Annotated in this window: 23 protein-coding genes; 13 read left to right on the forward strand and 10 right to left on the reverse strand. The window is 72.7% G+C overall.

Going from position 1 to position 24617, the window contains the following annotated elements; translation table 11 throughout:
- Positions 1–31 precede the first annotated feature (31 nt).
- From AC07B0_RS15840 to AC07B0_RS15850, 3 genes are all read left to right on the forward strand, one after another.
- On the forward strand, positions 32–754 hold the full coding sequence (locus AC07B0_RS15840) for a ScbR family autoregulator-binding transcription factor (RefSeq protein ID WP_356881846.1): 723 nt from the start codon (positions 32–34) through the stop codon (positions 752–754).
- Between the two features lie 170 nt (positions 755–924).
- Positions 925–1695: an AfsR/SARP family transcriptional regulator gene (locus AC07B0_RS15845; protein WP_478898405.1), complete on the forward strand. Its 771-nt coding sequence runs from the start codon at positions 925–927 to the stop codon at positions 1693–1695.
- A 107-nt stretch (positions 1696–1802) separates the two neighbouring features.
- Positions 1803–3743 carry a helix-turn-helix domain-containing protein gene (locus tag AC07B0_RS15850; protein ID WP_356881842.1) on the forward strand — a complete coding sequence of 647 codons (1941 nt, stop codon included), beginning with the start codon at positions 1803–1805 and terminating at the stop codon, positions 3741–3743.
- Between the two features lie 60 nt (positions 3744–3803).
- On the opposite strand, the gene AC07B0_RS15855 is transcribed toward AC07B0_RS15850, so the two are convergent.
- Positions 3804–4901 (reverse strand): IS701 family transposase, encoded by a 1098-nt coding sequence (locus AC07B0_RS15855; protein WP_356881840.1) that lies wholly within the window; start codon positions 4899–4901, stop codon positions 3804–3806.
- Positions 4902–5439: 538 nt separating this feature from the next.
- Between AC07B0_RS15855 and AC07B0_RS15860 the strand changes: the two genes are divergently transcribed.
- From AC07B0_RS15860 to AC07B0_RS15880, 5 genes are all read left to right on the forward strand, one after another.
- A complete protein-coding gene (locus tag AC07B0_RS15860) occupies positions 5440–6600 on the forward strand; it encodes a CE1758 family FMN-dependent luciferase-like monooxygenase (RefSeq protein ID WP_356881888.1) in 1161 nt (386 codons plus the stop codon).
- A 55-nt stretch (positions 6601–6655) separates the two neighbouring features.
- Entirely contained in the window at positions 6656–7069 is a 414-nt protein-coding gene (locus AC07B0_RS15865; protein WP_356881838.1) for a DUF3151 domain-containing protein, read from the forward strand.
- 128 nt (positions 7070–7197) lie between these two features.
- Entirely contained in the window at positions 7198–8046 is an 849-nt protein-coding gene (locus AC07B0_RS15870; protein ID WP_356881836.1) for a tryptophan 2,3-dioxygenase family protein, read from the forward strand.
- On the forward strand, positions 8039–9271 hold the full coding sequence (gene kynU, locus AC07B0_RS15875) for a kynureninase (RefSeq protein WP_356881834.1): 1233 nt from the start codon (positions 8039–8041) through the stop codon (positions 9269–9271). Before AC07B0_RS15870 ends, kynU begins: the two co-directional genes overlap by 8 nt.
- Positions 9272–9443: 172 nt before the next feature.
- Positions 9444–10325, forward strand: a complete 882-nt coding sequence (locus AC07B0_RS15880) for an alpha/beta hydrolase family protein (protein WP_478898408.1) — start codon at positions 9444–9446, stop codon at positions 10323–10325.
- A gap of 996 nt (positions 10326–11321) precedes the next feature.
- On the opposite strand, the gene AC07B0_RS15885 is transcribed toward AC07B0_RS15880, so the two are convergent.
- On the reverse strand, positions 11322–11852 hold the full coding sequence (locus tag AC07B0_RS15885; RefSeq protein WP_356881830.1) for a carboxymuconolactone decarboxylase family protein: 531 nt from the start codon (positions 11850–11852) through the stop codon (positions 11322–11324).
- 184 nt (positions 11853–12036) lie between these two features.
- Here AC07B0_RS15885 and AC07B0_RS15890 point away from each other — a divergent pair, with 184 nt between their 5' ends.
- Both AC07B0_RS15890 and AC07B0_RS15895 read left to right on the forward strand, forming a co-directional pair.
- Positions 12037–12804, forward strand: a complete 768-nt coding sequence (locus AC07B0_RS15890; protein ID WP_478898410.1) for a hypothetical protein — start codon at positions 12037–12039, stop codon at positions 12802–12804.
- A gap of 181 nt (positions 12805–12985) precedes the next feature.
- Complete coding sequence (locus AC07B0_RS15895; protein WP_478898412.1) at positions 12986–13477, forward strand: hypothetical protein; 492 nt, start codon at positions 12986–12988, stop codon at positions 13475–13477.
- Positions 13478–13522: 45 nt separating this feature from the next.
- Here AC07B0_RS15895 and AC07B0_RS15900 read toward each other — a convergent pair whose 3' ends face one another.
- Together AC07B0_RS15900 and AC07B0_RS15905 are read right to left on the reverse strand one after the other, a co-directional pair.
- The gene (locus AC07B0_RS15900) at positions 13523–14116 is read right to left on the reverse strand and encodes a hypothetical protein (RefSeq protein WP_478864134.1); all 594 of its coding nucleotides are present in this window, start codon (positions 14114–14116) and stop codon (positions 13523–13525) included.
- A 263-nt stretch (positions 14117–14379) separates the two neighbouring features.
- Entirely contained in the window at positions 14380–15663 is a 1284-nt protein-coding gene (locus tag AC07B0_RS15905) for an adenylosuccinate synthase (RefSeq protein ID WP_356881822.1), read from the reverse strand.
- A gap of 184 nt (positions 15664–15847) precedes the next feature.
- Here AC07B0_RS15905 and AC07B0_RS15910 point away from each other — a divergent pair, with 184 nt between their 5' ends.
- Entirely contained in the window at positions 15848–16660 is an 813-nt protein-coding gene (locus tag AC07B0_RS15910) for a diacylglycerol kinase family protein (protein WP_356881886.1), read from the forward strand.
- A 133-nt stretch (positions 16661–16793) separates the two neighbouring features.
- Here the strand turns inward: AC07B0_RS15910 and AC07B0_RS15915 are convergent, their stop codons facing one another.
- The gene (locus AC07B0_RS15915; protein WP_356881820.1) at positions 16794–17168 is read right to left on the reverse strand and encodes a VOC family protein; all 375 of its coding nucleotides are present in this window, start codon (positions 17166–17168) and stop codon (positions 16794–16796) included.
- Between the two features lie 127 nt (positions 17169–17295).
- Between AC07B0_RS15915 and AC07B0_RS15920 the strand changes: the two genes are divergently transcribed.
- The gene (locus tag AC07B0_RS15920) at positions 17296–17700 is read left to right on the forward strand and encodes an Mth938-like domain-containing protein (RefSeq protein ID WP_478898414.1); all 405 of its coding nucleotides are present in this window, start codon (positions 17296–17298) and stop codon (positions 17698–17700) included.
- Between the two features lie 183 nt (positions 17701–17883).
- Positions 17884–18474, forward strand: a complete 591-nt coding sequence (locus AC07B0_RS15925) for a hypothetical protein (protein WP_478864137.1) — start codon at positions 17884–17886, stop codon at positions 18472–18474.
- Positions 18475–18524: 50 nt separating this feature from the next.
- Here the strand turns inward: AC07B0_RS15925 and AC07B0_RS15930 are convergent, their stop codons facing one another.
- From AC07B0_RS15930 to AC07B0_RS15950, 5 genes are all read right to left on the reverse strand, one after another.
- Positions 18525–19742: a cytochrome P450 gene (locus AC07B0_RS15930; RefSeq protein ID WP_478898416.1), complete on the reverse strand. Its 1218-nt coding sequence runs from the start codon at positions 19740–19742 to the stop codon at positions 18525–18527.
- Positions 19743–20236: 494 nt separating this feature from the next.
- Positions 20237–20896: a response regulator transcription factor gene (locus AC07B0_RS15935; RefSeq protein WP_356881810.1), complete on the reverse strand. Its 660-nt coding sequence runs from the start codon at positions 20894–20896 to the stop codon at positions 20237–20239.
- A complete protein-coding gene (locus AC07B0_RS15940) occupies positions 20893–22218 on the reverse strand; it encodes a sensor histidine kinase (RefSeq protein WP_356881808.1) in 1326 nt (441 codons plus the stop codon). The genes AC07B0_RS15935 and AC07B0_RS15940 overlap by 4 nt, the downstream gene beginning before the upstream one ends.
- Before the next feature lie 87 nt (positions 22219–22305).
- A complete protein-coding gene (locus tag AC07B0_RS15945; RefSeq protein WP_478898418.1) occupies positions 22306–22977 on the reverse strand; it encodes a response regulator in 672 nt (223 codons plus the stop codon).
- Positions 22974–24293: a sensor histidine kinase gene (locus AC07B0_RS15950; RefSeq protein ID WP_478898420.1), complete on the reverse strand. Its 1320-nt coding sequence runs from the start codon at positions 24291–24293 to the stop codon at positions 22974–22976. The genes AC07B0_RS15945 and AC07B0_RS15950 overlap by 4 nt, the downstream gene beginning before the upstream one ends.
- Between the last annotated feature and the right edge of the window lie 324 nt (positions 24294–24617).

The raw sequence follows: 24617 nt of genomic DNA on the forward strand, positions 1-24617 counted from the left end.
ACCCGTCGGGGCAGGAGAGGCGACACGTCATATGAGGACAGAGCGACCCCAGGTGAAGCAGGACCGGGCGGTGCGCACCCGTCAGGCGATCCTGGAAGCGGCGGCCGTGGTCTTCGACGAGCAGGGGTACGACGCGGCCAAGCTCTCGGACATCGTCAACATCGCCCGGGTCACCAAGGGGGCGCTCTACTTCCACTTCGACTCCAAGGAGGGCCTGGCCCAGGCCGTCATCGACGCGCAGAACGAGCAGCAGCCCACCGTCCTGCCCCAGGAGTACAAGGCCCAGGAATTCCTGGACATGGGCATGGTCTTCTCGCACCGGATGCGGCACGAGGTGCTGATGCGGGCGAGCGCCCGGCTCACCCTGGACCAGGCGGGCCGCAACCTCGACAAGGCGGCTCCGTACACGGCGTGGATCGACCTGCACGTCGCCGTGCTGGAGGAGGCCCAGCGGCGGGGCGAACTGCTGCCGAACGTCGACCCGCTGGTTCCCTCGCGGATGATCGTGGGCTCGTTCGCGGGACTGAACACCATGTCCCACACCCTGGGCCTGGACCTGGAGGAACAGGTCTCGGAGCTGTACACGTACGTGATGCCGAGCGTGGTGGTCCCCGCCGTGGCGATCCGGCTGGACACCGCTCCCCGCCGGGGCGCGCGGGCGCTGTACGGCCCGCAGGGCGTGCACGCGTGCAGCAAGGGCTGCCCCGGCGGCGTGCCGTCCGGGGGCTCGCCCCTGGAGGAGATCCCCGCATAGGGCCGGACCCGACCGGGCCGGACCGGGACGGACCGGGCCGGACCGCCCTCGCTCGGCCGGCCGGACCGCCCTCGCCCGGCCCGCGGATGTCCCCCGATCCGGTGTTTCCCCTTCCAAAAAAGATCCTTCCGGGTATTATTTTTGTCGCTCAGCTGCCCAGGGGGAACACTGTGGACATTGAGGTACTCGGAGAGCCGCGGGTCATCGAGAACGGTGTGCCCATCACGGCCCCCACGCCGGAGTCCCGGCACGTTCTGGCGGTCCTCGCCGCCTGGCCCGACCGGGTGGTGCCGGTTTCCGTCCTCGCGGACGAACTCGCCGGCCACACCCCTCCCGAGAACGCCCGCGCCGTCCTGCACACCGCCGTACGCCGCCTGCGCGAGCGGTTCGAGGAGGCCCTCGGGGCCGGTTCGGTACGCACTCCCGACACCGTGCTCTCCACCAGATCCGGCGGGTATCTTCTCGACACCGGCGGCGGCCGCTCCGACGCCCAGGAATTCGCCCGCGAGGCGGGCGCCGGCTACCGCGCCATGGAAAGCGGCGACTTCGAGCGGGCGGCCCTCAGACTGCGCCGCGCCCTCGGCCTGTGGACCGGCCCCGCCCTCGACGGCATCCCCGCCGGCGCCTGGCTCGGCACCCGCATCGAGGTCCTCGACACCGAACGCCTCTCCGTCCTCGGCCAGTGGGTCGAAGCCGAACTCGCCCTCGGCCGCCACCGCGAACTGCGCCTGGAACTCGCCGGAATGCGCGGCCGGGGCCGCCGGGCCAGCGAGTACCCCGGCTGCCCCTACCTGGACGCGCTGCGCATCGCCGAGGAACGCGTCGAGGCACTCCGCGCGGAGTGCCTCGCCCCCCAGGTCACCCTGGCCCACCCCGCCCCCCGCCTCACCCTGGCCCGTCCCGCTGCCCGCCTCACCCTCGCCGGAGCCGCCCGCTGCTGACCGGCGCCCGGCCCGCCCCGCCCGACCACCGCCTGCTTGACCCTCCGCCGCACGGAACCTAGGTTCGGGACGCGGGACAAACTGGCTGGTCGGACGGGGGGCGGCAGATGCACGGGGGCGACGCAGGGGCACGGGGAGCACCGGGGCCACTGGCCGTACTGGAACTGCTCGCGGCGGAAGCCCCGCAGGGCCGGTACGACACCCTCCTCGACGAGGCCCGCCGTGCGGGCGCCGGGGACGCACACCTCGCGGAACTCGGCCGGGCGGTGGAACTGGCCCGTGCCGTACGGGCGCACGCGCGCCGCAGCAAGCAGCGCGAGGCCGCCCTCACCGCCCTCGTCGACACCGCGCACGACCTGACCTCGCCCTACGACATCGACGGGCTGCTGCGCCTGATCACCCGTCGGGCCCGGCGCCTCCTCGGCTTCGACATGGCCTGGCTGTCGCTGTCCCGCCCGGACGGATCCGCGTACGTCCGCACCTCCGAGGGCGAGACCACCGCACTGAACGCGGGGCTCGAACTGGGCACCGGCCGGGGGCTCGGCAGCATCGCACAGGAGCGGCGGAGCCCGGTGTGGACCGCCGACTACCTCGCCGACCCCGGCATCGTGCACGCCCCCGGCATCGACGCCGTCGTGGCGGCGGAGGGCCTGCACGCCATCATCGCGGTACCGCTGAGGCGTGGGGACTCCACCCTGGGCGCCCTGTACGGATCCGACCGCTCCGTACGGCAGTTCACCCCGGACGAGGTCGGGATGCTGCTCTCCCTCGCCGACCTGGCCGCCGTCGCCATCGAGAAGGCCCGGCTGCTGGAACAGACCCGGGACGAGGTCACCGAACTGGAGGCCTTCGGCTCGCGCACCAACACCGCGCTCACCCGGGTCCGGTACCTGTGGGAGTGTCACGCCCGGCTCGCCGGCCTGGTGCTGGACGGAGCCGGACTGGCCACCCTGGCCAGGGCCACCGCCGACGCGCTGGACGGCGTGCTCCAGGTACGCGACCCGGGCGGCCGGCCGCTGACCGCCACCGGCGAGCTGCCCGGCCTGGACGAGGATTCGGTGGCCAAGGGGTCCATGCAGGCCCTGACCGACCGGCGGCCCGTACGGCTGGCCGGAGAGCTGTGGCTGGCCCCGGTCCTGGCGGGCGCCGAGGACCTCGGGGTGCTGCTGCTCTGCGCCTCCGCGCCGCTCGCCGACGAGGACGTACGGCTGCTCCAGCTGGCCGCCCAGTCGGTGGCCTCGCTGATGCTGATCCAGCGCGGCACGGTCGCCGCCGAGGGGCCCGTCCACGACGAACTCCTCGCCGACCTGCTGGAACGGCCGCACTCCGTCGACCTGCACCTGCTCGAACGCACCCGCCGCCTCGGCATCGACCTCGACCGCCCGCACGTGGTGATCGTGGCCCGGCCCGAGGGCGGGGAACTGGGCAAGGCCGTCGCCTGGGCCTCCTCCTACGCGTACCGGATGGGCGGGCTCAAGGGCGTGCGCCGGGGCTGCATCGTCCTCGTCCTGCCCGGCACCGACGCCTCGGCGGCCGCGCACCGGGCCTCCGGCGAACTGTCGCCGCTCCTCGGGCACGCCGTCTCCACGGGCGCCGCCGGCCCGACCGGCGGCCCGGGCGAGGTGGCCCGCGTGTACGCGGAGGCCGTGCGCTGCCTCGACGCGCTGACCGCCCTCGACGGGGCCGGCGGCACGGCCTCCCTGCGCGAACTGGGCTTTCTCGGGCTGCTGCTGTCCGCCGACCACGACGTGGAGGCCTTCATCGCCTCGACGATCGGCCCCGTCCTGGAGTACGACACCGACCGCATGACGCGGCTCACCCGCACCCTGGACGCGTACTTCGCCTCCGGGGGCAGCCCCACGCACGCGGCCGAGGCCCTGCACGTGCACCCCAACACGGTGTCGCGGCGTCTGGAGCGGATCGCCGAACTCCTCGGCGCGGACTGGCAGAAGCCCGGCCGGGCCCTGGAGATCCAGATGGCCCTGCGCCTGCGCAAGGCCCGTACGGTCCTCCACGACCGCCGCGTCGCGGGTGGCCGGCCGGAGTAGCCGGCCACCCGTTCCTACGCGCTCCCGCGGAGCCGTGTTCCCGTCACCGCCCCGTCCCCGTCAGTGGTCCATCGCCGACAGGGCACGGGCCGCGTGGGCCACCGACGCCAGGGTGACGTGCCGGTGCCAGCCGGGCAGGGCACGTCCGGCGAAGTCGCGCAGACCCGCCTCCTGACCGCTGTGCTCCGCCGCGAAGTCCACCCGGCGGCCCTGCTTCGTCAGCCGCAGCAGCGGGCCCACGGGGAGCCGTACGAGGTCGGTGACCCACAGATCCGTCGGGGGCCGCCGCGGGTCGGTCCATTCGCCGACGAGCAGCAGGTGGCGGCGCCGGGCCGGCGACGGGTCGGGCATCATCACCCGCACCGCGACGGCCAGGGTGCTGCGGTGGCGGCCCCCCGGGTGCCCCGGATCGGGATCGGTCCACTCCACCGGGGTGCACAGCCCCTTCACCGACTGGAGGATCTCCCTCGCGGTACGGACCCCCGCGCCGTACCCCGGCAGGGCCGGATCCGTGACCAGCAGCGGGGTCGCCGCCGCCGCCCGGGCGATGACCGGCAGTCCCGCCTCCGCGAAGCGGTTCATCGTGGACCGGGTGCCGATCTGCCGGATGTCGAGCACCACCGGGCGCGCCCCGCCACCGCCGCGCCGCACCGTCTCGATGACGGCCGCCGCCGCGGACTGCTCGTACGCGGCCTGCGCGGCGTGCTCGTCGAGCGCGTCCGACGGCCCTTCCGCGTCGGGCAGGAACATCCGCCACCCGACCGGCGTCACCAGCCCGGACGACGCGAACCAGGTCCCGAAGGCCTGCTGCCCCCGGAACATCTGCCCCTGGTGGGGGTCGAACCGGTGCGCCGCGCCCACCGAACGGTCGCCGCCCTTCGGGATCGCCATCGGCTGCGCCACCCACGCGGTCAACGGGGTCGACGCCTCCAGGAACGCGGAGAGGGAGGCGCGGATGGGCTCCCAGTCCCAGGTGGAACTGGAGATGAAGTGGTGCATGCTCTGTTCCGCCGCCGCGCCCCCGACCTGGCCGGCGATGCCGCGCATCGACTTGCGGCCCTGGAGGGCGAGCAGCCCCTGGACGTACTGCCGGCCCTTCTCCCGCTGGTCCTTGCGGCGCAGCGAGGACAGGACGGCGGCGCACAAGTCGTCGGCCACCTCACGGGCCGGGTCCCGCCGGCGCGGCCCCGCTTCCGTCCCCGCTTGCGTCCGCGTTCCCGTTCCCGTCTTCGTGCCCGTACCCGTACCCGTACCCGTCCGTGTCTCCGTCGCCGTTCTCGTCCCCGTGTCCGTTCCCGTGTCCGTTCCCGCGTCCGTCCTCGTCCTCGTCACCGCGGCCGGCCCGGTTGCCGGCCTCACGGCTGTACTGCTCATGACCGCTTTCACGACATGCCCCCTAGACGTGCATCGACTGCACCCCCACCGTCCGTCCTCGACCCCGCGCGCGGGGAGGTGCGCCCGTCACCGCACTCGGGCGGAACGTGGTGGGGTCCCCACCACCACCGCCCCGGCGCACCGCGACTTGACGGACTGCCGGAACGGACGTGGCCGCTCCCCCCGGCATCCGGCACGGTCCTGTACGAGGGGCCCCGGTCAGGCCCCCCACGAGCCGCGGTGCCGGGGCCTGCCCCCCGGCACCGCACCGGCGCCGCGGGGCGCCCGGCGGGGGCGTCCACGGCGGAGGGGTGACGGGGTGGTGCAGTTCGGCGTCTTCTCGATCGGCGATGTCGCGCCCGACCCGCTCACCGGCCGTACGCCGACCGAGTACGAGCGGATCAAGGCGATGACGGCCATCGCCGTCCGGGCGGAGGAGGCCGGCCTCGACGTCTTCGCCACCGGGGAGCACCACAACCCGCCCTACGTGCCCTCCTCGCCGGCGACCCTCCTCGCGTACGTCGCCGCCCGCACCGAGCGGCTGCTCCTGTCCACCGCCACCACCCTCGTCACCACCAACGACCCCGTCCGGATCGCGGAGGAGTTCGCCCTGCTCCAGCACCTGGCCGACGGCCGGGTGGACCTGACGCTGGGCCGCGGCAACACCCCCAACGTCTACCCGTGGTTCGGCCAGGACCTCCGCGAGGGCCTCGCGCTCGCCCGCGAGAACTACGCCCTGCTGCACCGCCTCTGGCGGGAGGAGGACATCGACTGGAGGGGCCGCTCCCGGGCCCGCCTCGACGGCTTCACCTCCACGCCCCGCCCGCTGGACGGCGTACCGCCCTTCGTCTGGCACGCCTCGGTGCGCTCGCCCGAGACCGCCGAGCAGGCCGCGCACTACGGCGACGGCTTCTTCGCGAACAACCTCTTCGCCCCCGCCGCGCACTACGCCCGGCTGGTGGACCTGTACCGCACCCGGTACGCCGACCACGGGCACGGCACCGCCGAGCAGGCCGTCGTCGGCATCGGCGGCCAGGTCTTCGTACGGGCGCGCTCGCAGGACGCGGTGCGCGCGTTCCGCCCGTACTTCGACCATTCGCCCGTGTACGGGGGCCGCGAGTCCCTGGAGGAGTGCACGGCGCGGACCCCGCTGGCCGTGGGCAGCCCGGACGAGGTCATCGAGAAGATCCTCACCTTCCGGGAGGCCTACGGGGACTACCAGCGCCAGCTGTTCCTCGTGGACCACGCCGGGCTGCCGCGGGAGACGGTGCTGGAGCAGATCGACCTGCTGGGGGAGCGGATCGTCCCCGTCCTGCGGCGGGAACTGGCCTCGGCCCGCCCCCCGGCCTGCGTCCCGGCGCCCCGACACCCGGCGGCGGCCGCGGTGCCCCGGCACGGGGGCGCCCCGGCGGCACAGGCCGACCCGGCGGCCGTGGCGGCCGCGGTGCCGCACCCGGCGGCGGCGGTCCTGTCCGGGCTGTGACGGCCCCTCGGTGACGGGCCGCCCGGCCCGCCCGGCCATCGGCCACACTGATCCCATGTCGATTCACCAGAACCTGCTCGGGGGCCCCGCCCCCACCCACCTGCCCGACGAGCCCGCGCCCCGCGAGGCGCTCGCCGCCGGGACCGACCCGGCCGAGGTGGCCGCCGCGCACCCCACGTCCTCCCTCGCCTGGGCCGCCCTCGCCGACCGGGCCTTCGCCGCCGGCAACACGGTCGAGTCGTACGCCTACGCCCGCACCGGCTACCACCGGGGCCTGGACGCCCTGCGCCGCGCGGGCTGGAAGGGCCACGGCCCGGTGCCGTGGGAGCACGAGCCGAACCGCGGCTTCCTGCGCGCCCTGAACGCCCTGGCGCGCGCTGCCGGCGCGATCGGCGAGAAGGAGGAGTACGAGCGCTGCTCGACCTTCCTGCGGGACTCCTCCGAGACCGCGGCGGACACGCTCGCATAACGGGCACCCCGACTGCCCTAGAGGGCTTCCGGATCCCCTGTTTATGATGCGAGCAGGGGACCGGGGCTCCACTTACCTCACCGGAAGGAGCGGACCGCTACCCGGAAGCACGTGTCGAGGAGACAGAAATGTCGCACGCCCTTGATGCCTCCGGAGCCGGTTCGGACACCCCGAACCTCGACTTCGCCGGCACCACCCCCTACGAGGACTACGTCCAGGCCGACGTCCTCACCCACCTCCAGCACCTCCGCTCGGACGACCCCGGCGAGATGGTCTTCCTGGTCACGACCCAGGTCATGGAGCTGTGGTTCACCGTCATCGTCCACGAGTGGGAAACCGCCGCGCGCGCCCTGCGCGAGGACGACATCCCCGTCGCGATGGACGCGCTGAAACGATCCCTCCGCGAGCTGGAGGCGCTGAACGCCTCCTGGCGCCCCCTCGCACAGCTCACCCCCGGCCAGTTCAACGCGTACCGCTCCGCCCTCGGCGAGGGCTCCGGCTTCCAGTCCGCGATGTACCGGCGGATGGAGTTCCTGCTCGGCGACAAGTCCGCGTCGATGCTCGTCCCGCACCGCGGCGCCCCGCGCGTCCACGGCGAGCTGGAGAAGGCCCTCCACGAGCCCAGCCTCTACGACGAGACCCTGCGCCTGCTCGCCCGCCGCGGCCTGCCGGTCCCGCAGCAGGTCCTGGACCGCGACCTGGCGCTGCGCTACGAGCCGTCCCCCGAGGTCGAGGCCGTCTGGACGGCCCTGTACAACGAGCCCGCCGGCGAGCACGCCGACCTGCACCGCCTCGGCGAGGTGCTCACCGACGTCGCCGAGCTGGTCTGGCGCTGGCGCAACGACCACCTCGTCGCGACCCGGCGCGCGATGGGCGCGAAGACGGGCACGGGCGGCTCGGCCGGCGTGGCCTGGCTGGAGAAGCGCGCGACGAAGAACGTGTTCCCCGAGCTCTGGACGGCCCGCAGCCATGTCTGACACGCACCCGATAGCGGGCTCCGTCCCCCATCCGGCGGAAGACGCCCTCCGGGAACGCGCCGCCGGCCTCGACGCCGCCGACGGGCTCGGCAAGCTCCGCGACCGCTTCGCCCTCCCCGAAGGCGTCGTCTACCTCGACGGCAACTCCCTCGGCGCCCTCCCCGCCGCAGTCCCCGACGCCGTCACCGACGTCGTACGGCGCCAGTGGGGCGAGCTCCTCATCCGCTCCTGGGACGAGAGCGGCTGGTGGACCGCCCCCGAGCGGATCGGCGACCGCATCGCCCCGCTGATCGGCGCCGCCCCCGGCCAGGTCACCGTCGGCGACTCCACCAGCGTCAACCTCTTCAAGGCGCTCGTCGGCGCCGCCCGGCTGGCAGCGCCCGGCCGGACCCGGATGCTCGTCGACGCCGCCACCTTCCCGACGGACGGCTACATCGCCGCCTCCGCCGCTCGGATGACCGGCCTCGACGTCGTCGCCGTCGACCCCGCCGACGCCGTCTCGCAGATGACCCCCGACACCGCCGTGGTGCTCCTCAACCACGTCGACTACCGCACCGGCCGCCTCCACGACCTGCCCGCCCTCACCGCCGCCGCGCACGCGGCCGGCGCGCTCGTCGTCTGGGACCTGTGCCACTCGGCGGGCGCCCTGCCCGTGGGCCTCGACGCCCACTCCGTCGACCTCGCGGTCGGCTGCACGTACAAGTACCTCAACGGCGGCCCCGGCGCCCCGGCATACATCTACGTGGCCGAACGCCACCAGGGCGCCTTCGACTCCCCGCTGCCCGGCTGGAACAGCCACGCGGAGCCCTTCGCGATGAACCCGGCCTACGAGCCGGCGCAGGGCGCGGCCCGCGCACGGGTCGGCACCCCGGACATCCTGTCCATGCTCGCCCTGGAGTCGGCCCTCGACGTCTGGGAGGGCGTGGACGTCGACGACGTCCGCGCCAAGTCCCTCGCGCTGACGGACTTCTTCCTCGAATGCGTCGCCGCGTACGTCCCCGAGGGCCGCGTCGAGGCGGTCACCCCGGCCGGACACGCGGAGCGCGGCAGCCAGGTCTCGCTGCGCACCGAGAACGCGCGCGAGGTCATGACCGAACTCATCGCGCGGGGCGTCGTCGGGGACTTCCGCGCCCCCGACGTCCTGCGCTTCGGGTTCACCCCGCTCTACGTCGGATTCGCCGACGCCGAGCGCGCCGCCCGCACACTGGGTCACATTTTCGGGTGACGCGGTAGCGAAACGTCACAGCAGTCGGGCGGGCGGGGCTACGGCCCCGCCCGCTCCAGCGAAGCGCTGTCCGGCCACTGGACGGCGGGTTCTAGCCTGATACGGTCCCGCTCTGCCGGAATACCGGAACACCAGTCCCCGCTGTCACACGCGTTACCGAGAGGTTGAGCCGATGACGGACCCCGCAGTCGAACGGGACGCCGCCGAGGCCGCCTCGGCCTTCTCCCACCCCCCGGTCGACCCCGACGCCACCGCCGCGTACGGGGAACACCCCGACCAGGTCATCGACTTCTACGCCCCGCACGGCGACGGCACCGGACCCGGCACCGCCCCCCTGGTCGTCGTCCTCCACGGCGGCGCCTGGCGCGCCCCGTACGACCGCCGGCACATCACCCCGCTCGCCGGATTCCTGGCCCGCCAGGGCTTCGCCGTCGCCAACGTCGAGTACCGGCGCGGCAGTTCGATCCCGCACCAGGGGACGGGACCGGCCGTCGCCGGCCGCTGGCCCGAGACCTTCGACGACGTCGCCGCCGCCATGGACGCCCTGCCCGCCCTGACCGCGGCCGCCCTCCCCGAAGCCGACCCGCGCCGCACCGTCGTGACGGGCCACTCGGCGGGCGGCCAGCTCGCCCTGTGGGCGGCCGCCCGGCACGTGCTCCCCGCCGGCTCCCCGTGGCGGCTCCCCTCCCCGCCGCTGCTGCGCGGCGTGGTGGCCCTGGCCCCGATCGCGGACTTCGCGGTGGCCGAGGAACTGGAGGTGTGCGGGGGCGCGTCCGCGCAGCTGCTGGGCGGCGCGGAACACTGGGCGGAGCGGCTGCCCTTCGCCGACCCGGCGGCGCTGCTCCCGACGGGCATCGCCACCGCCGTCGTGCACGGGCGGGAGGACATCGTGGTCCCGCACGCGGTGGCGGAGTCGTACGTCGCCGCCGCCGCGAAGGCGGGGGAGATGGTCGGACTGACCCTGCTGGACGGGGTGGGCCACTTCCCCCTGATCGACCCGGCGGCGGACGCCTGCGCGGTGGTCTCGGAGGAGATCGCACAACTGGCTTGGTAGGGGCGGAGGCTGCGGGTGGGGCGGGGCCCCGGGTGGCTACCGCGGGGCGGGCTGCGCGGGCCGGGCGGCGGACGGCCGGGAGGGGCCGGGGGCCGATGCCCTCGGGAGGGACCCCGGCGGCCCGGTCAGTCCGAGTGTCCTCCCGGGCCGGGGTCCGGCGTCAAGGGCGCTCCCTGCGGTCGCGTCGCTACGCGATGGCCTGCGGCCACCCTTGACCCCGGCCCCCGTCCCGGAACGACACAGACTGTCCGGGCCGCCGGGGGGAGGGGGCCTGGCGACAGGACCGTGGCGGGCTGGGGCCCGTACCTCCCCGACCGCCGCAGACACGCACACACGCACGCATCTGATCGCTACGCACTGCGGCTCGGTTCGGCGTCCACCCCCGCCGCATCTGCCTACTGCCCCCTCTTGACCCCGTCCAGGTCATCCGTATCTGCCTGCTGACTCCTCTTGGCCCCGTCCAGGTCCTCTGACTGCGCCTGAGGTTGGTCAGGTCGGCGTGATCTGTGGTCAGACGCATCGCGGCCCCGGACGGGCGGCGGACGCCGAACCGAGCCGCAGTGCGTAGCGATCCGGTGCGTGTTTATGTCCAGCCACAGGCTGCCGTCGGACGCTGAGCCGACTCGCGGTGCGTAGCGATCGGCTGCGTGGGGAGGGCCGGTCGGCATGACTGCGGGGGAGGCGGTGCAGCCGGTCTCCGGTGGGGGTTGGGCGGGACGGGCCGGAAGAGGGAGAAGGCGTCCCCCTGGGCGTCCTTTTGTTGGGGCCGTCCGCCAGGCAGTAAATGCCTGCCGGTCCGGGCCGGTCGGTCAAGGGTGGCCGTAGGCCATCGCGGAGCGACGCGAACGTAGTGAGCGCCCTTGAGGGGCCGGACCGGACCGGTGACACCCTCGTCTGGTGGACGGCCCCAACACCCGGGCTGACCGGCCCCGTCCAGGTGGTACCCGGCCCTCAGGCCCCCGGGTCCCACCGGGATCCCGCCCCCCGACTCCCCCCTCAGCCCCACTGCTCGTCGGCGAGGGAGGTGACCGGCTGGGGCTTGCCGATCAGGGCCAGGGCGATGAAGAAGTTGATCTGGCCGATCGCGATGGTGAGGGTGGCCAGCGCCTTCTCGTCGTAGTGCTCGGCCGCCCGCGCGTACAGCTCGTCCGGGACGCGCTCCTTGCCGGTCGGGGCCGGCTGGAGGACGGCCTCCACCAGGGCCAGCGCGGCCCGCTCGGCCTCGGTGAAGTACGGGGCGTCCTGCCAGGACGACACGGCCGTGATGCGCTCCTCGGACTCCCCGGCCTTGCGGAGGAAACCGGTGTTCAGGACGGTGAGGTAGGTGTTGCCCACGATCTGGCCCGCGCGCAGGTGGACCAGGCTCATCGTGGCGCGGGGGACCGAGCGGTTGCCCGTGGCGCGGAACAGGGCGGCGCTGACGTCGTTCAGCTCCGGGACGAAATCGCCGGGATTGGGCATCCGCGAAATGGAGGCGGAGGTGGGGGCGGGAGTGGAGGCGGATGCGGAGCTGGAGGTGTTCGTCATGGCTGCTGCTCTCCTTCGTCGTCGTCTACACAGCACTGACGGACGGCGCGGCAGGAGTGTGACAGCTCCGGGAAAGACATTTTTCCGGAGTGGCGGAAAGTGCCCGGGGAACGCCCTGGAAGCGCCCTGAGGAAGCCTGTCCTCCGCCTCTGTGGCCTGCCAACATCTGGGTATGCAGGGGGACTTGGGAGAAATCAGTGTCAACCGTGACCGGATGCTCGTCCGGCGGTACATGGAGCCGGACGGCGCGTCCGTGCTGGACGACCCGTACGTACGGACCCTCCAGGCGGTCCGGTTCTGGGGCGGGCTCGCGACGGCGCTGCTGGTGAAGGTGCCGATCGCCGCGAACGAGAACAAGTACCTCGCCGTCTGGGCGCTGGACGGGCTGCTCAAAGTGGCGCTGACGCCGGTGCTGCTGCTGGTCAGCGTGCCGCTGGTCGTGGGCCTGTTCATCGGCGCCGCCCGGCCCGGGCACCGGGGGCCGATGCGGGCGAAGCTCCGCGGGCCGCTGACCGCCGTCGGGGCGCTGCTGGGGCACGTCGTGCTGGTGGCGGCGGGGGTCGTGCTCATCGTCCTGGTGCCGCAGACCGTCGGCAGCTGGTCGGCGTGGTCGTTCGTGTTCATGGCCGCGGCCATCGTCGTGGGCATCGGCATGGCCGCGCGGGGCGTCGCCTTCATCTGGTTCGCGGTGCCCGCGGTGTCCCGGCACATGTTCCGCACGGTGGAGGTCCACCAGGCGCTGCCCGCGCTGCTGACGGTCGTCCTGGCCTGGGAGTTCGTCATCCAGAGCGTGTTCTACTCCGTCGGGAGCTGGCCCGCCGACGCCTGGACGCTGCCCGTCGGGGGTGCGGTGGCGACGACGGCCGTGGCCGCCTTCGAGCTGTTCCGGCTCCACACCCGGCACGGCATCACGTTGCGCACCTACTCGGCTCCGCGCCGGTGGACCTCGTAGCCGCTCGACCTGGGTCGACACGGGCGGCCGGGCGGGAGACGATGGGAACGACGGACGTTTCCGGCCCCTCGGTCGCCGGGCCGGTGCCGTGCGGCCCGTGAGGGCCCGCACCTCTTCGGGACGTTCTCCCGGTCCTCCGCGACCCCCGTCTTTCCGTCTCTCCCTTACGGGAGGAAGCACCATGAACCTGAACCGACGTACGCGCCTGATCCTCCTCGCGCCCGTGATGGCGGGTTCCCTCGCCCTCGGATCCGCCGCCCTCGCGGGGGCCGCGGTCCCCGCGGCCGTTCCCGCCGCCACCTGCTCCACGTCGGGCGTCCTGGCCGACGGCACGGTGAACATCTCCGGCGGCGGGTTCCAGCCGGGGCCCGCCTTCCTGCAGTCGTCCACGGGTGACGGTGCCGGGTTCAGCATGAATCCGGACGGCACCTTCAACATCGCCAAGGCGAAGGACGGCCAGTACTCGGTCCAGCAGGGCTCGACGGTCACCAAGTGCAGCGGCGGCAGCGTGGCGGCCGTGCAGGCCGGCGGCACCACCCTCAAGGCCGGCATCGTCGCCGGCTGGGACGCCGTCAAGGGCAACTGCGACGCGAAGGCCCCGCCGCAGTCCAACCAGCAGTTCAGCCAGGGCTGGAACAAGGGCGCGGCGGTGGCGAAGGAAGCCTTCTGCTGAACCTGCTGAACCTGCTGAACGCGGTCTCTTCCTCAGGGACCGCTGTCACTTCTTCGGGCACATCTGGCGGTAGGCCTCGTCGTACGCGACGTCGTAGCCGACGCGGTAGCCGTTCTGGTACGCGGTGATCAGCACGTTCGGCGTCGCCGGCGGGACCAGGTTCGCGTGCTCCCGGGTGCAGGTCAGCCTGGCGTCCTCCTTGCCCCAGGTGGTTCCCGCCGCCTGGCCCGCGGCGGCCATGCTCTGCGGTGTCTGCGTCTGCGGGGGCGGCTGCTTCTGCGCCGGGGGCAGCTGCGGCAGGTCGCAGTTCCGGTCGTAGGTGTGCTTGTAGGCCTGTTCGTAGCCGTCCACGTATCCCTGCCGCTTCCCCTGCTCGAACGCGTTGGGGTTCACCGGCGACAGCGGGGGCGGGAGCTTCTGGCACTGCTTGCCGTTCGCGTAGCCGGCCGCCACCCCCAGCCTGAAGCCCTCCCGGCAGCCCAGGTGGTACGGGTCCGCGGGCTGGCTCAGGAGGTGACAGATGGCCGGGGCGGCCGGAGCGGCCGGGGCGGCGGCCGCGGCGGCCGGAGCGAGCGCGAGCAGGGCGGCGATCGGTGCCGCGCCGAGGGCGGTGAGACGTGCTGTGCTGCTACCGGTCATGGCCGTTCCCGTGGGTGTCGTCGGCGACCGTGGCTACCTGGAGCGGGCGTGTCCGCATCCTTCGCGCCGCTTGGCGGCGGCCGGTGAAGGGGGACGCCGGGGCGCGTCGCTCCGTTCCCATCGTCCCGCTGCGCGCCGGTGGTGTCGACCGGGGGTCCGGCGCCGTCGGTCGCGGTCGGTCGCGGGGGAACGCCCGAGCGGGGCAGTCGCGGACGTCGCGGCTGCCCCGCTCGGGGGTGGTGCGGTGTTCGTGCGGGCGGGGCCTACAGGAACGAGTTGATCTCGATCGTCTCGGTGCGGCCGGGGCCGACGCCGATCGCGGAGATCGGGGCGCCCGACATCTCCTCCAGGGCCTTGACGTACGCCTGGGCGTTCTTCGGGAGGTCCGCGAAGGTCTTGGCCTTGGTGATGTCCTCGGACCAGCCGGGGAGGGTTTCGTAGATCGGCTTCGCGTGGTGGAAGTCGGTCTGCGAGTACGGGAGCTCCTCGACGCGCTTGCCGTCGATCTCGTACGCGACGCAGACCGGGATCTCCTCCCAGCCGGTCAGGACGTCCAGCTTGGTGAGGAAGAAGTCCGTCAGGCCGTTCACGCGGGTCGCGTAACGGGCGATCGGGGCGTCGAACCAGCCGCAGCGGCGGTCACGGCCGGTGGTGACACCGCGCTCGCCACCGATGCGGCGCAGGGCCTCGCCGTCCTCGTCGAAGAGCTCCGTCGGGAACGGGCCGGCGCCGACACGGGTCGTGTAGGCCTTGAGGATGCCGATGACGCGGCTGATCTTCGTCGGGCCCACGCCGGTGCCGGTGCAGGCGCCGCCGGCGGTCGGGTTCGAGGAGGTGACGAAGGGGTACGTGCCGTGGTCGACGTCGAGCAGGGTGCCCTGGCCGCCCTCGAAGAGCACGACCTTGTCCTCGTCCAGCGCGTTGTTGAGGATCAGGGTGGTGTCGGCGACGTAGCCCTTGATCTGGTCCGCGTACTGGAGCATCTCCTCGACGATCGCCGAGGCCTCGATCGCGCGGCGGTTGTACAGCTTCGCGAGGAGCTGGTTCTTGCCCTCCAGCGCCGCTTCGACCTTCTGGGTGAGGATCGACTCGTCGTACAGGTCCTGGACGCGGATGCCGATGCGGTTGATCTTGTCCGCGTAGGTCGGACCGATGCCGCGGCCGGTCGTACCGATCTTGCGCTTTCCGAGGAAGCGCTCGCCGACCTTGTCGAGGGTGACGTTGTACGGCGTGATCAGGTGCGCGTTGCCGCTGATGAGCAGCTTGGAGGTATCGATGCCGCGCTCGTTCAGGCCGCGCAGCTCGGAGAGCAGGACGGCCGGGTCGACGACGACACCGTTGCCGATGACCGGGGTGCATCCGGGGGAGAGGATGCCGGAGGGGAGAAGGTGCAGTGCATACTTCTGGTCGCCTACGACGACCGTGTGGCCGGCGTTGTTGCCACCCTGGTAGCGCACCACATAGTCAACGGATCCACCGAGCAGGTCGGTGGCCTTTCCCTTGCCCTCGTCACCCCACTGAGCTCCGAGCAGCACAAGAGCGGGCACAGGCGTACACCTCTTCCGGATGGGGCATGTCCAAGGTCAGGGGGCGTACGACGATGTACACCGCAGGCTGAGCCGTCGGACCGGTACCCCGGAATAGACGAAGGCCCTGGCGCAATAGCGCAAGGGCCTCTTGCACAAAGATGCTACCCGAGGAAGGACCGAGGTGTCGGCTCCAGAGCCCACCATGAGCCACGCGGGCGCGCCGGTAGGCGGCCTGCTCGTGCTCGTCGACCCGGTCGCCCGCCGTCTTGACGGCGAGTCCGTGCGAATCGCGAAGGATGTGTTGTCAGCGGGAGCGGCGGCGAAAATCTGCCTCCCGGATTCGCAGGAGGAATTTGCGCGGGCACTCGCCCGCCGGGGCCATCGGCGGCCCGTGATCGTGGGTGACGACGGTGCGCTGGTGCGTGCCGTGGGGCTGCTGCACCGGGAGCGGGGGCTCGGGGACGGCGCGCTCTCGCTGGTTCCGGTGGGCCCGCCGGGGTCGCTGGCACTGGCCGGGGCGCTGGGCGTGCCGCTGTCGGCGGTGCCGGCGGCGCGGGCGGCCCTGGACGGGGTGACGCGGCCGCGGGACCTCCTCGTCGACGACAGCGACGGGGTGGTGCTGGGCGGGCTGCGGATCCCGTCCCCGCCGCGGACGGTGCCGGTGACGCGGTGGGGCGGTACGTACCGTTCGCTCCTGCGGACGCTGCTGCCGAGCCCGGCGGCGCCCGCGGCCCGGCGGGTGCACCGGCTGCGGGTGGAGGTCGACGGGGTGCTGCTCGTGGACCTGGACCAGCCCGTGGAGGACGTCTGCGTGCGCACGCCCGAACCGGGCGGGCCGGCGGAGGTGGTGGTCCGGCTGTCGGGCGCGCCGCCGCTGACGGGCCGGGCCCGGACGGTGACGGTGTCCGGGGCGGACTTCCGGTACCGGGCCAACCACGTCCTGTCGGGCCCGGTCCGGCGGCGCACATGGACCCTGCGGACGGCGGCCTGGCACCTGACCCTGCCGCGGGGGTAGCGGGGTCCCCCGCCGGGTGGGCTGGGTGGGGTGGGCTGGGTGGGGTGGGCTGAGTGGGCTGGGCGGGCTGGGTGGGCGCCGCCCAGCCGTCACCTCGGGACGTAACGGTTCACATCAGCTCGTACCAGCTCACTCACATCGGTTCGAGCACCGAGAGGACGTTGCCGGCCGGGTCCCTGAACCAGGCGATGGGCGGCCCCTCCTCGGCGCGGACGATGCCCTTGTCGTCGGCGTCGAAGCCGGGGTAGCGCTCGAAGGTGACTCCGGCGGCCGTGAGCTCGTCGACGGCCCGCTCGACGTCGGGTACGGGGAAATTGAGGATCGTGAAGCCGGCGGGCTCGTGGTCCTCCTTCGGGTAGACCAGCACGCTGGTGTCGCCCGCGAGGTGCAGGAAGAGCATGCCGTTCTCCTCGGATACGCGCAGGCCGAGCGTGCCGCCGTAGAACTCCTTGGCCTTGGCGATGTCGTCGACCGCGAATCCGCTGAACGCCTTGGTGTCCTGGAACATGATCAGTCCGTTCGTAGACGTGCCGGATCCCCTTCCCATCGTCCCTCCGGAGGCGGCGGCCCGCCGTGCGGGGACCGGGGTGCGGTCCGGGGGCGGGTGTGGGGGCGGTCCTGCGATGCTGGTGTGCATGACAGATCTTGTTGCGTCCGACGGCGCGGTCTCCCCGCGGATCACCGCCCTGGAGTGGGGCCGGATGGAGGTCGACGGGCTGGCCCCGAGGAAGGACTTCGCCCTGTACCCGGGCGGCGGCCGCCCCTGGGACTGGGCCGAACACGGCACCCGGCACGACCCCGGGATCCAGCCGGGAGACGTACGCGACCTGCTCGACCGGGGCGCCGAGGTGATCGTCCTCAGCCTCGGCATGGACCTGCGGCTGCGGGTGCCCCCGCAGACGCTGGCCGTGCTGCGGGAGGCCGGGGCCGAGGTGCACCTGGCGGAGACCCGCGAGGCCGTTGCCCTGTACAACGCCCTGACCGGCGGGCGGCGGGTCGGCGCGCGGCGGGTCGGCGGGCTCTTCCACTCGACCTGCTGACACGGGACGGCCGTTCGGAATTCGGCGGTACGGGCGAACCGGGCGGGCCGCCCGGCCCTGGTGGCGCACCTCAGTGGCCCCATCCGTAGGCCCCGTTCACCGTCTGTGCCGAACGGCTGACGGACCGTCCGGTGCGTGGCAGCGTGGACCGCGCCCGCCACGACCGACACCCGAGGGGGACCCGTGCCCAAGTACGCCAAGTCCGCGGAAGAAGCCGACCAGAACCTCAAGGACTACTGCGAGGAGATCGGGTTCGACCCCGAATGGGTTCCCGTCGGCAAGTGGGACCTGTCGGTCGGGATCGCCCAGGATCCCGAACTCGGCTTCGAACAGGCGCGCAAGACCATCGACAGCGACCGGGAGGACATGGTCAAGGCGGGCGCGAAGGACGCCCGCAAGGCCAAGCTGGCGGGGGACCCGAGCGGTCTGCTGGCCGCCGTCGCGTCGCACTACAGCCTGAAGGACACCCTCGTACCGACCATCCTCAAGCAGTGCGCCGCCGCCTACGTGGGCGGGGAACGCGTCAACCTCGGCCTCGGCGGCTCCGCGATGGACCGGGACGCGTACGCCGAGCTGCGCGACGAGTGGCGCCGGGCCTCCGGGCTCGCCGGGGGCGGGATCTTCACCGCGTTCGTCAGTCACGAGCCGCAGGACAAGGCCGCGCTCGGCAAGGGCGCCGTCGGCGGGACCCTGGCCCGGCGCAAGGTCCAGGGGAACCTCCTCGTCAAGATCAACGGAGTGCGGTTCAACATGCACGTCGACATAGGCGACTAACCGGCCGGCGGGCGGGCGCGGCTGAGGGGTGTGTGCCGAGGGCCGTGCTCTCAGAACTCCACGAGCAGCTCGCGCAGGCCGCGGATCACGTACCCGTCCTGCCACTGGGGCTCCCGCACCAGCCTCAGTGGCGGCAGGCCCGGCTCCAGCAGCGCCCCGAACGAGGCCGCCAGCTCCAGCCGGGCCAGCGGTGCCCCCAGGCAGTAGTGGATACCCGCCCCGAAGCTGAGATGCGGGTTGTCGACCCGTTCGAGGTCCAGTTCCTCCGGGTTTGTGAACCGTGCGGGGTCCCGGTTCGCGGACCCGAAGAGCAGTGCGACCTCGGCCCCGCGGGGGATGAGAGTGCCTCCGACCTGGATGTCTTCGAGAACCCAGCGCTCGAACAGCTGGAGGGGCGTGTCGTAGCGCATGAGTTCATCCACAGCTGTGGACAACTTTTTCGGATCGGCCGCTCCGGAGCCCGCACGGAGGGCCGCGAGCTGATCCGGATGGCGGAACAGGGCCCACCAGCCGTTCACCGTCGTATTGACGGTCGCCTCGTGCCCGGCGTTCAGCAGCAGCACGCAGGTGGAGATCATTTCCTGCTCGCTGAGCCGGCCCTCCTCATCGTGGGCGGCGATCAGTCCGGAGATCAAATCCGTCCCGGGGCGTTCGCGGCGCTCCGCGATGAGCTCCCTCAGGTACGCGCTGAACTCCACGCTCGCCGCCACGGCCCGCCGCGCGGTCTCCTCGTCCGGCCGCAGCTCGTACATCCCGCAGATGTCCGCCGACCAGGGGCGCAGCAGCCCCCGGTCCGCCGGCGGGATCCCGAGCAACTCCGCGATCACCGCCACCGGCAGCGGTTCGGCGACGGCCGTCAGCAGGTCCCCGCCTCCGGCCTCCCGCAGTCCGCCCACCAGTTCCCGGGCCAGCCGCTCCACCTCCGGTGCGAGCCGCTCCACCGTGCGCGGTGTGAAGGCCTTCGCGACCAGCCGCCGGACCCGTCCGTGCGCGGGATCCTCCAGGTCCAACAGGCCGTTGTCGTTGAGCACGTGGAACGGCTCGTGCTCAGGCGGCGGAGCCTGCCGCCCGAACTCCTCGTGGGAGAAACGGTGCAGGTATGTCCGGCCCAGCCTGCGGTCCCGCAGCAGCCCGTTCACATCGGCGTAGTGCGGCACCAGCCACTGCCCGGTCGCCTCGGACCACACGGCCCGGCCCCGCTCCCGCAACTCCCGGTAGGCGGGGTACGGATCGGCTACGAACGCGGCGTCCCACGGATCGAATCCCATCCTCGAAGACTAGGTCGTTTCCCCCGTCGAGGACCGGCGAAATCCCACCGCGGCCAGGTCTCCCGTACTGCACCTGCCGGGTCCGGCCCGCGGGTCTGGTACCGGCTGGGAGAGGACGCTCTCGCCCGCGTGGGCTCGGGGGCCGCGCGGGCCGTCGCGACGATCCCCCGTCGGCGGTGACGCGCGGACAGCCCACACCGGGCGGGCATGCCGGGCCGGTTCGGGACCGGTCCGCGTCCGCGCACCTTCGCAGCGTCGTTCCCGCCGTCCGTCCTGGTGGCTGCACTGCCCCGCAGCCTTCGCAAGCTGGTGGCGGCACCCCACGCGAATCCCCAGCAAATTCGAGCAGCGAACCCCGGCGCGGTGAACTGTGCGAATCCGAATCCAACGCCTCGGCATCCACGGTCACCGCCCAGCTCTCCGTTCCCCAGCAGGCCGGCGAGACGGGCGTGAAGTCGGGAGACGTGAAGTTCACCCTCACCTGCCAGTGAGCACTACGCCGGAGTCACCAGTCGCGTCTCGTAGGCGAACACCGCCGCCTGAGTCCGGTCCCGGAGACCCAGCTTCACCAGGATCCGGCTGACATGCGTCTTGATCGTGGACTCCGCGACCATCAGCCGGTCCGCAATCTCGGCGTTGGACAGGCCCTGGGCGATGAGGACCAGCACCTCCGTCTCCCGCTCCGTCAGTTCCGTCACCCCAGCCGGGTCGGCGAGCCGGGGAGCCTCCGACAGCTTGGAGAACTCCACGATCAGACGCTTCGTCACCGAGGGGGCCAACAGCGCCTCCCCGGCGGCGACGACCCGCACCCCGTCCGCGAGCTGCCGGGCGGACGCGTCCTTCAGCAGGAACCCGGACGCGCCCGCCCGCAGCGCTTGGTACACGTACTCGTCGAGGTCGAAGGTGGTCAGCACCAGGACCTTCGCGTCCGTGTCGGCGGCCACGATCTGCCGGGTCGCCTCCAGGCCGTTCATCTCCGGCATCCGGATGTCCATCAGCACCACGTCCGGCCGCAGGGCCGCGACCTGGGCGATGGCCTGCCGGCCGTCGACGGCCTCGCCGACCACCTCGATGCCGTCCATGGCGTTCAGCAGAACCGAGAAGCCCTCCCGCACCATCATCTGGTCATCGACGATCAGAACCTTGATCGTCATGCCGACTCCGCCTCGGGCTCCGGACGGCTCCGCACCGGTATGAACACCGCGACCTCGTACCCGCCGGCGGTGGTCTCCCCGGCCGTCATCTCACCCTCCAGCATCGCCACCCGCTCCCGCATCCCGGTGATCCCGTGCCCCGCCCCGGGCGAAGGGCGGACATCGCCGACCGGCGGACCGTTCACGACCCGGACCCCGAGGCCGCCCAGCACGTAGGACACCTCCACCCCGGCCACCGCACCCGGCGCGTGCCGCAGGCTGTTGCTCAGGGCCTCCTGGATGATCCGGTACGCCGACAGCTCCACACCCTGCGGCAGATCCCGCACCGCACCCGTGACCGTCTTGTCGACGCTCAGACCGGCCTCCCGCACATTGGCCAGCAACCCGTCCAGCGAAGCCAGCGTCGGCTGCGGGGCGTCCGGCGCCTCGTAGTCCGCGGAACGGACCACCCCCAGCACCCGGCGCAGCTCCGTCAGCGCCGACACCGCGTTCTCCCGGATCGTGACGAACGCCGCCTCCAGCTCCGGCGGCGGATTCTTCACCCGGTACGGAGCCGCCTCCGCCTGGATCGCCACCACCGACATGTGGTGGGCGACCACGTCGTGCAGCTCCCGGGCGATGGTCGTCCGCTCCTCCAGCAGCGTCCGCCGGTCCCGCTCGACAGCCGTGACCTCCTGCTGCGCGGTGACCTCCTGCCGCGCCTCCCTACGGGTGTTGCGCACGGTGACGATCAGCAAGGTCACCGCCGACGCGAAGGCCATCGGGGCGACCTCCCCCGAATCGGAGGATCCGACCAGGATCGGCAGGATCGTCCCGAACAGAAGCGTGATGACCCACATCCAGCCGGCGACCCGGGGACGGGTCCGCATCGCCACGGCGGTGATCGTGGCGAGATAGGCGACGAACGTGCTCGGCGACCACGGCCAGGTCAGATCCCGGTCCTGGAAGACCGACAGGACGGCCGTGCCGGCCAGCGCCACCCAGAACGCACCCACCGGCCGCACCAGGGTCATCAGCAGCGGCGTCGCCGCTATCAAACCCATCACCAGGTGCCCCACGGGCATCCCGCCGCCGCCGTCGGCACTCGCCATCAGGACCACGAAGAACGCCGTCGCGCATATCGCCGTATGGGGCAGGAAGGCCGCCTTCGCGGCCAGCCCCTTCGACAGCCGGCGGGTCAGCGGCCCGTCCGTGGGCATCGGCGGAAGCGGCCGGTAGACGAAGGCGTCGGTGATCAGGTCCTCACGCAGGCTCTGCATGATTCCCGAAGCCATCCGCAATTCGGGCGGCCGGGGGGTGGCCCCGGTGGTCGTGTCGGTCATACACAAACCGTAGGTGGGGGCCACCGTCGTCCGCGTCGCCAGTGAAGGGGATTTCTCCGGGTCCCCCTCAGGTACTACACCGGTCCGTCAGTAGCCCGACGGACGGACCAGACCCGTCTCGTACGCGAACACCGCCGCCTGGGTGCGGTCCCGCAGGCCCAGCTTCACCAGGACCCGGCTCACATGCGTCTTCACCGTCTGCTCCGCCACGATCAGATGCTCCGCGATCTCCGCGTTCGACAGCCCCTGCGCGATCAGCGACAGCACCTCCGTCTCCCGTTCCGTCAGCGCGTCGATCCGCGCCTTCGACGGGGCCCGCGGCGCCCCCAGCCGGGAGAACTCGGTGATCAGCCGCTTCGTGATGTTCGGCGACAGCAGCGCCTCACCGCCGGCTACCACCCGTACCGCCTCGGCGAGCTGATCCGCCGAGGCGTCCTTGAGCAGGAACCCGGAGGCGCCCGCGCGCAGCGCCTCGTACACGTACTCGTCGAGGTCGAAGGTGGTCAGGACCAGCACCTTCACCGCCGAGCCGGGAGAGCCGGTGATGACCGAGGTGGCCTCGATCCCGCCCATCCCCGGCATGCGGATGTCCATCAGCACCACGTCCGGACCCAGCTCGGCGACCTTCGCCACGGCGTCCGCACCGTCCACGGCCTGGCCGACGACCTCGATGTCGGGCTGGGCGTTGAGGAGCACGGTGAAGCCCTGCCGGACCATCATCTGATCATCGGCGATCATCACCCTGATCGGAGTGCTCATGCGTCCTTCTTCTTCGTCTCGGAGGAGGACCCGCCCGGCGGATCCATGGGGAGCACGGCGCTCACCTCGTAACCGCCGTCGGGCCGCGGGCCCGCGGCCAGTTCGCCGCCCAGCATGCCCGCCCGCTCGCGCATGCCGAGCAGCCCGTGTCCGGTCCCCGGAGAGGGCGGGGCGGCCCGGGTCGGAGCGGTGTTGGCCACGCACACGTGCAGGTCGCGCGGCCCGTACGCGATACCGACCTCCACCCGCGAACCCGGCGCGTGCCGCAGGCAGTTGCTCAGCGCCTCCTGCACGATCCGGTACGCGGTCAGCTCGACCCCCGGCGTCAGCGGGCGGCGTATGCCCGCCGTCTCCGAGGTGACCTGCAAGCCGGCGCCCCGCACGTTGTCGACGAGGCCGTCCAGGTCGGCGAGGGTCGGCTGCGGGTGATGCGGATTGGCCGGATCCGCCGACTGTTCGGACCGCAGGACGCCCAGCACGCGCCGCAGTTCGGTGAGCGCTTCCAGAGCGTTCTCCCGGATGCCCGCCAGGTTCTCCTTCAGCTCCTCGGAGGGGCTCTCCACCAAGTGCGGGGCGACCTGCGCCTGGATGGAGATCACCGACATGTGGTGCGCGACCACGTCGTGCAGTTCCCGGGCGATCCGGCTGCGCTCCTCCAGCAGGGTCCGCCGGGCCCGCTCCTCCACGGCCACGTTCTCCTGCACGACCAGCTGCCTGCGGGCCAGCCGCAGCGCGCGCAGTACGGATCCGAGGAGTCCGACGAACCCGAAGACGAGGGTCGTGGCGGGGAGGTTGTTCCCGGCCTGGACAGGCATGAACAGGGTCTGCGCCAGGCCCGAGAAGGCGGCGGTGAGGGCGACGACCGAGGCGGTGACGCGGGCCGGCACGCGCAGTGCCACCAGCAGGATGACGAGGGCGAAGGCCACCATCTCGCTGGGCAGCCAGGGCCACGACTCACCCTGCCGCACGTGGTCGTGGGTCATCCAGGAGATCAGACCGGCCGTGGCCAGGCCCAGCCACCAGCCAGCTATCGGGCGGAAGAGCGCGACGGCGATCGGTCCCCAGGCCATGATCCAGGCCAGCACCGGGAGCACACCGCTGAAGCGGTAGGCCTGGGTCAGCTCGAAGCTGGTGCTGTACCCGAGGAAGGCGGCCAGGACCAGGACCAGCCCGTGGGGCAGCCGGGCCAGCCACCGCGGCCGGGACATCCGGGGCAGTGGGTCGCGTCGCAGGGTGAAGAGCTCGGAGGCCAGACTCCCGCCCTTCGCGGGGACAGCGGGCGGAGGCGCGTCCAAGGACGCGGGCTGCTTGCTCACGCGGGTCAGCCTAGGCATGGGCGATCTCCTCGACGGGGGCAGGGCGGACCTGAACGTTCTTCAGACCCGAACTCAGGGCCCGAACTCAGGGCCCGGACCCAGGGCCCGGACCCGGGCCCGGGATTCGGACGGCCCGGGGTCCGGGCCTGGACTCGGGATGCGGACCGGGGATCCGGACCTGGACCTGGATCTGGGATCCGGACTCGGTCCGGGGCTCGGGGGCTGGTCCCGGGCTTGGGGCCGTTTTCGACCCGGGCTTGGGGCCGAGCCGGGGCCCGGATCCGGGGTCAGGGCCAGCGTTGGGGCTGGGCCTTGAGCTGAGGA

The organism is Streptomyces sp. NPDC044704 (assembly GCF_056433525.1).

What these genes read in the sequence shown, in the direction of transcription:
- AC07B0_RS15900 (WP_478864134.1), bottom strand. Translation starts at nt 14,116, where the DNA reads ATGACCGGTAGCAGCACAGCACGTCTCACCGCCCTCGGCGCGGCACCG.
- AC07B0_RS15940 (WP_356881808.1), bottom strand. Translation starts at nt 22,218, where the DNA reads ATGACCGACACGACCACCGGGGCCACCCCCCGGCCGCCCGAATTGCGG.
- AC07B0_RS15920 (WP_478898414.1), top strand. Translation starts at nt 17,296, where the DNA reads ATGACAGATCTTGTTGCGTCCGACGGCGCGGTCTCCCCGCGGATCACC.
- kynU (WP_356881834.1), top strand. Translation starts at nt 8,039, where the DNA reads ATGTCTGACACGCACCCGATAGCGGGCTCCGTCCCCCATCCGGCGGAA.
- AC07B0_RS15915 (WP_356881820.1), bottom strand. Translation starts at nt 17,168, where the DNA reads ATGTTCCAGGACACCAAGGCGTTCAGCGGATTCGCGGTCGACGACATC.
- AC07B0_RS15850 (WP_356881842.1), top strand. Translation starts at nt 1,803, where the DNA reads ATGCACGGGGGCGACGCAGGGGCACGGGGAGCACCGGGGCCACTGGCC.
- AC07B0_RS15870 (WP_356881836.1), top strand. Translation starts at nt 7,198, where the DNA reads ATGTCGCACGCCCTTGATGCCTCCGGAGCCGGTTCGGACACCCCGAAC.
- AC07B0_RS15935 (WP_356881810.1), bottom strand. Translation starts at nt 20,896, where the DNA reads ATGACGATCAAGGTTCTGATCGTCGATGACCAGATGATGGTGCGGGAG.
- AC07B0_RS15885 (WP_356881830.1), bottom strand. Translation starts at nt 11,852, where the DNA reads ATGACGAACACCTCCAGCTCCGCATCCGCCTCCACTCCCGCCCCCACC.
- AC07B0_RS15910 (WP_356881886.1), top strand. Translation starts at nt 15,848, where the DNA reads ATGAGCCACGCGGGCGCGCCGGTAGGCGGCCTGCTCGTGCTCGTCGAC.
- AC07B0_RS15895 (WP_478898412.1), top strand. Translation starts at nt 12,986, where the DNA reads ATGAACCTGAACCGACGTACGCGCCTGATCCTCCTCGCGCCCGTGATG.
- AC07B0_RS15930 (WP_478898416.1), bottom strand. Translation starts at nt 19,742, where the DNA reads ATGGGATTCGATCCGTGGGACGCCGCGTTCGTAGCCGATCCGTACCCC.
- AC07B0_RS15840 (WP_356881846.1), top strand. Translation starts at nt 32, where the DNA reads ATGAGGACAGAGCGACCCCAGGTGAAGCAGGACCGGGCGGTGCGCACC.
- AC07B0_RS15865 (WP_356881838.1), top strand. Translation starts at nt 6,656, where the DNA reads ATGTCGATTCACCAGAACCTGCTCGGGGGCCCCGCCCCCACCCACCTG.
- AC07B0_RS15945 (WP_478898418.1), bottom strand. Translation starts at nt 22,977, where the DNA reads ATGAGCACTCCGATCAGGGTGATGATCGCCGATGATCAGATGATGGTC.
- AC07B0_RS15880 (WP_478898408.1), top strand. Translation starts at nt 9,444, where the DNA reads ATGACGGACCCCGCAGTCGAACGGGACGCCGCCGAGGCCGCCTCGGCC.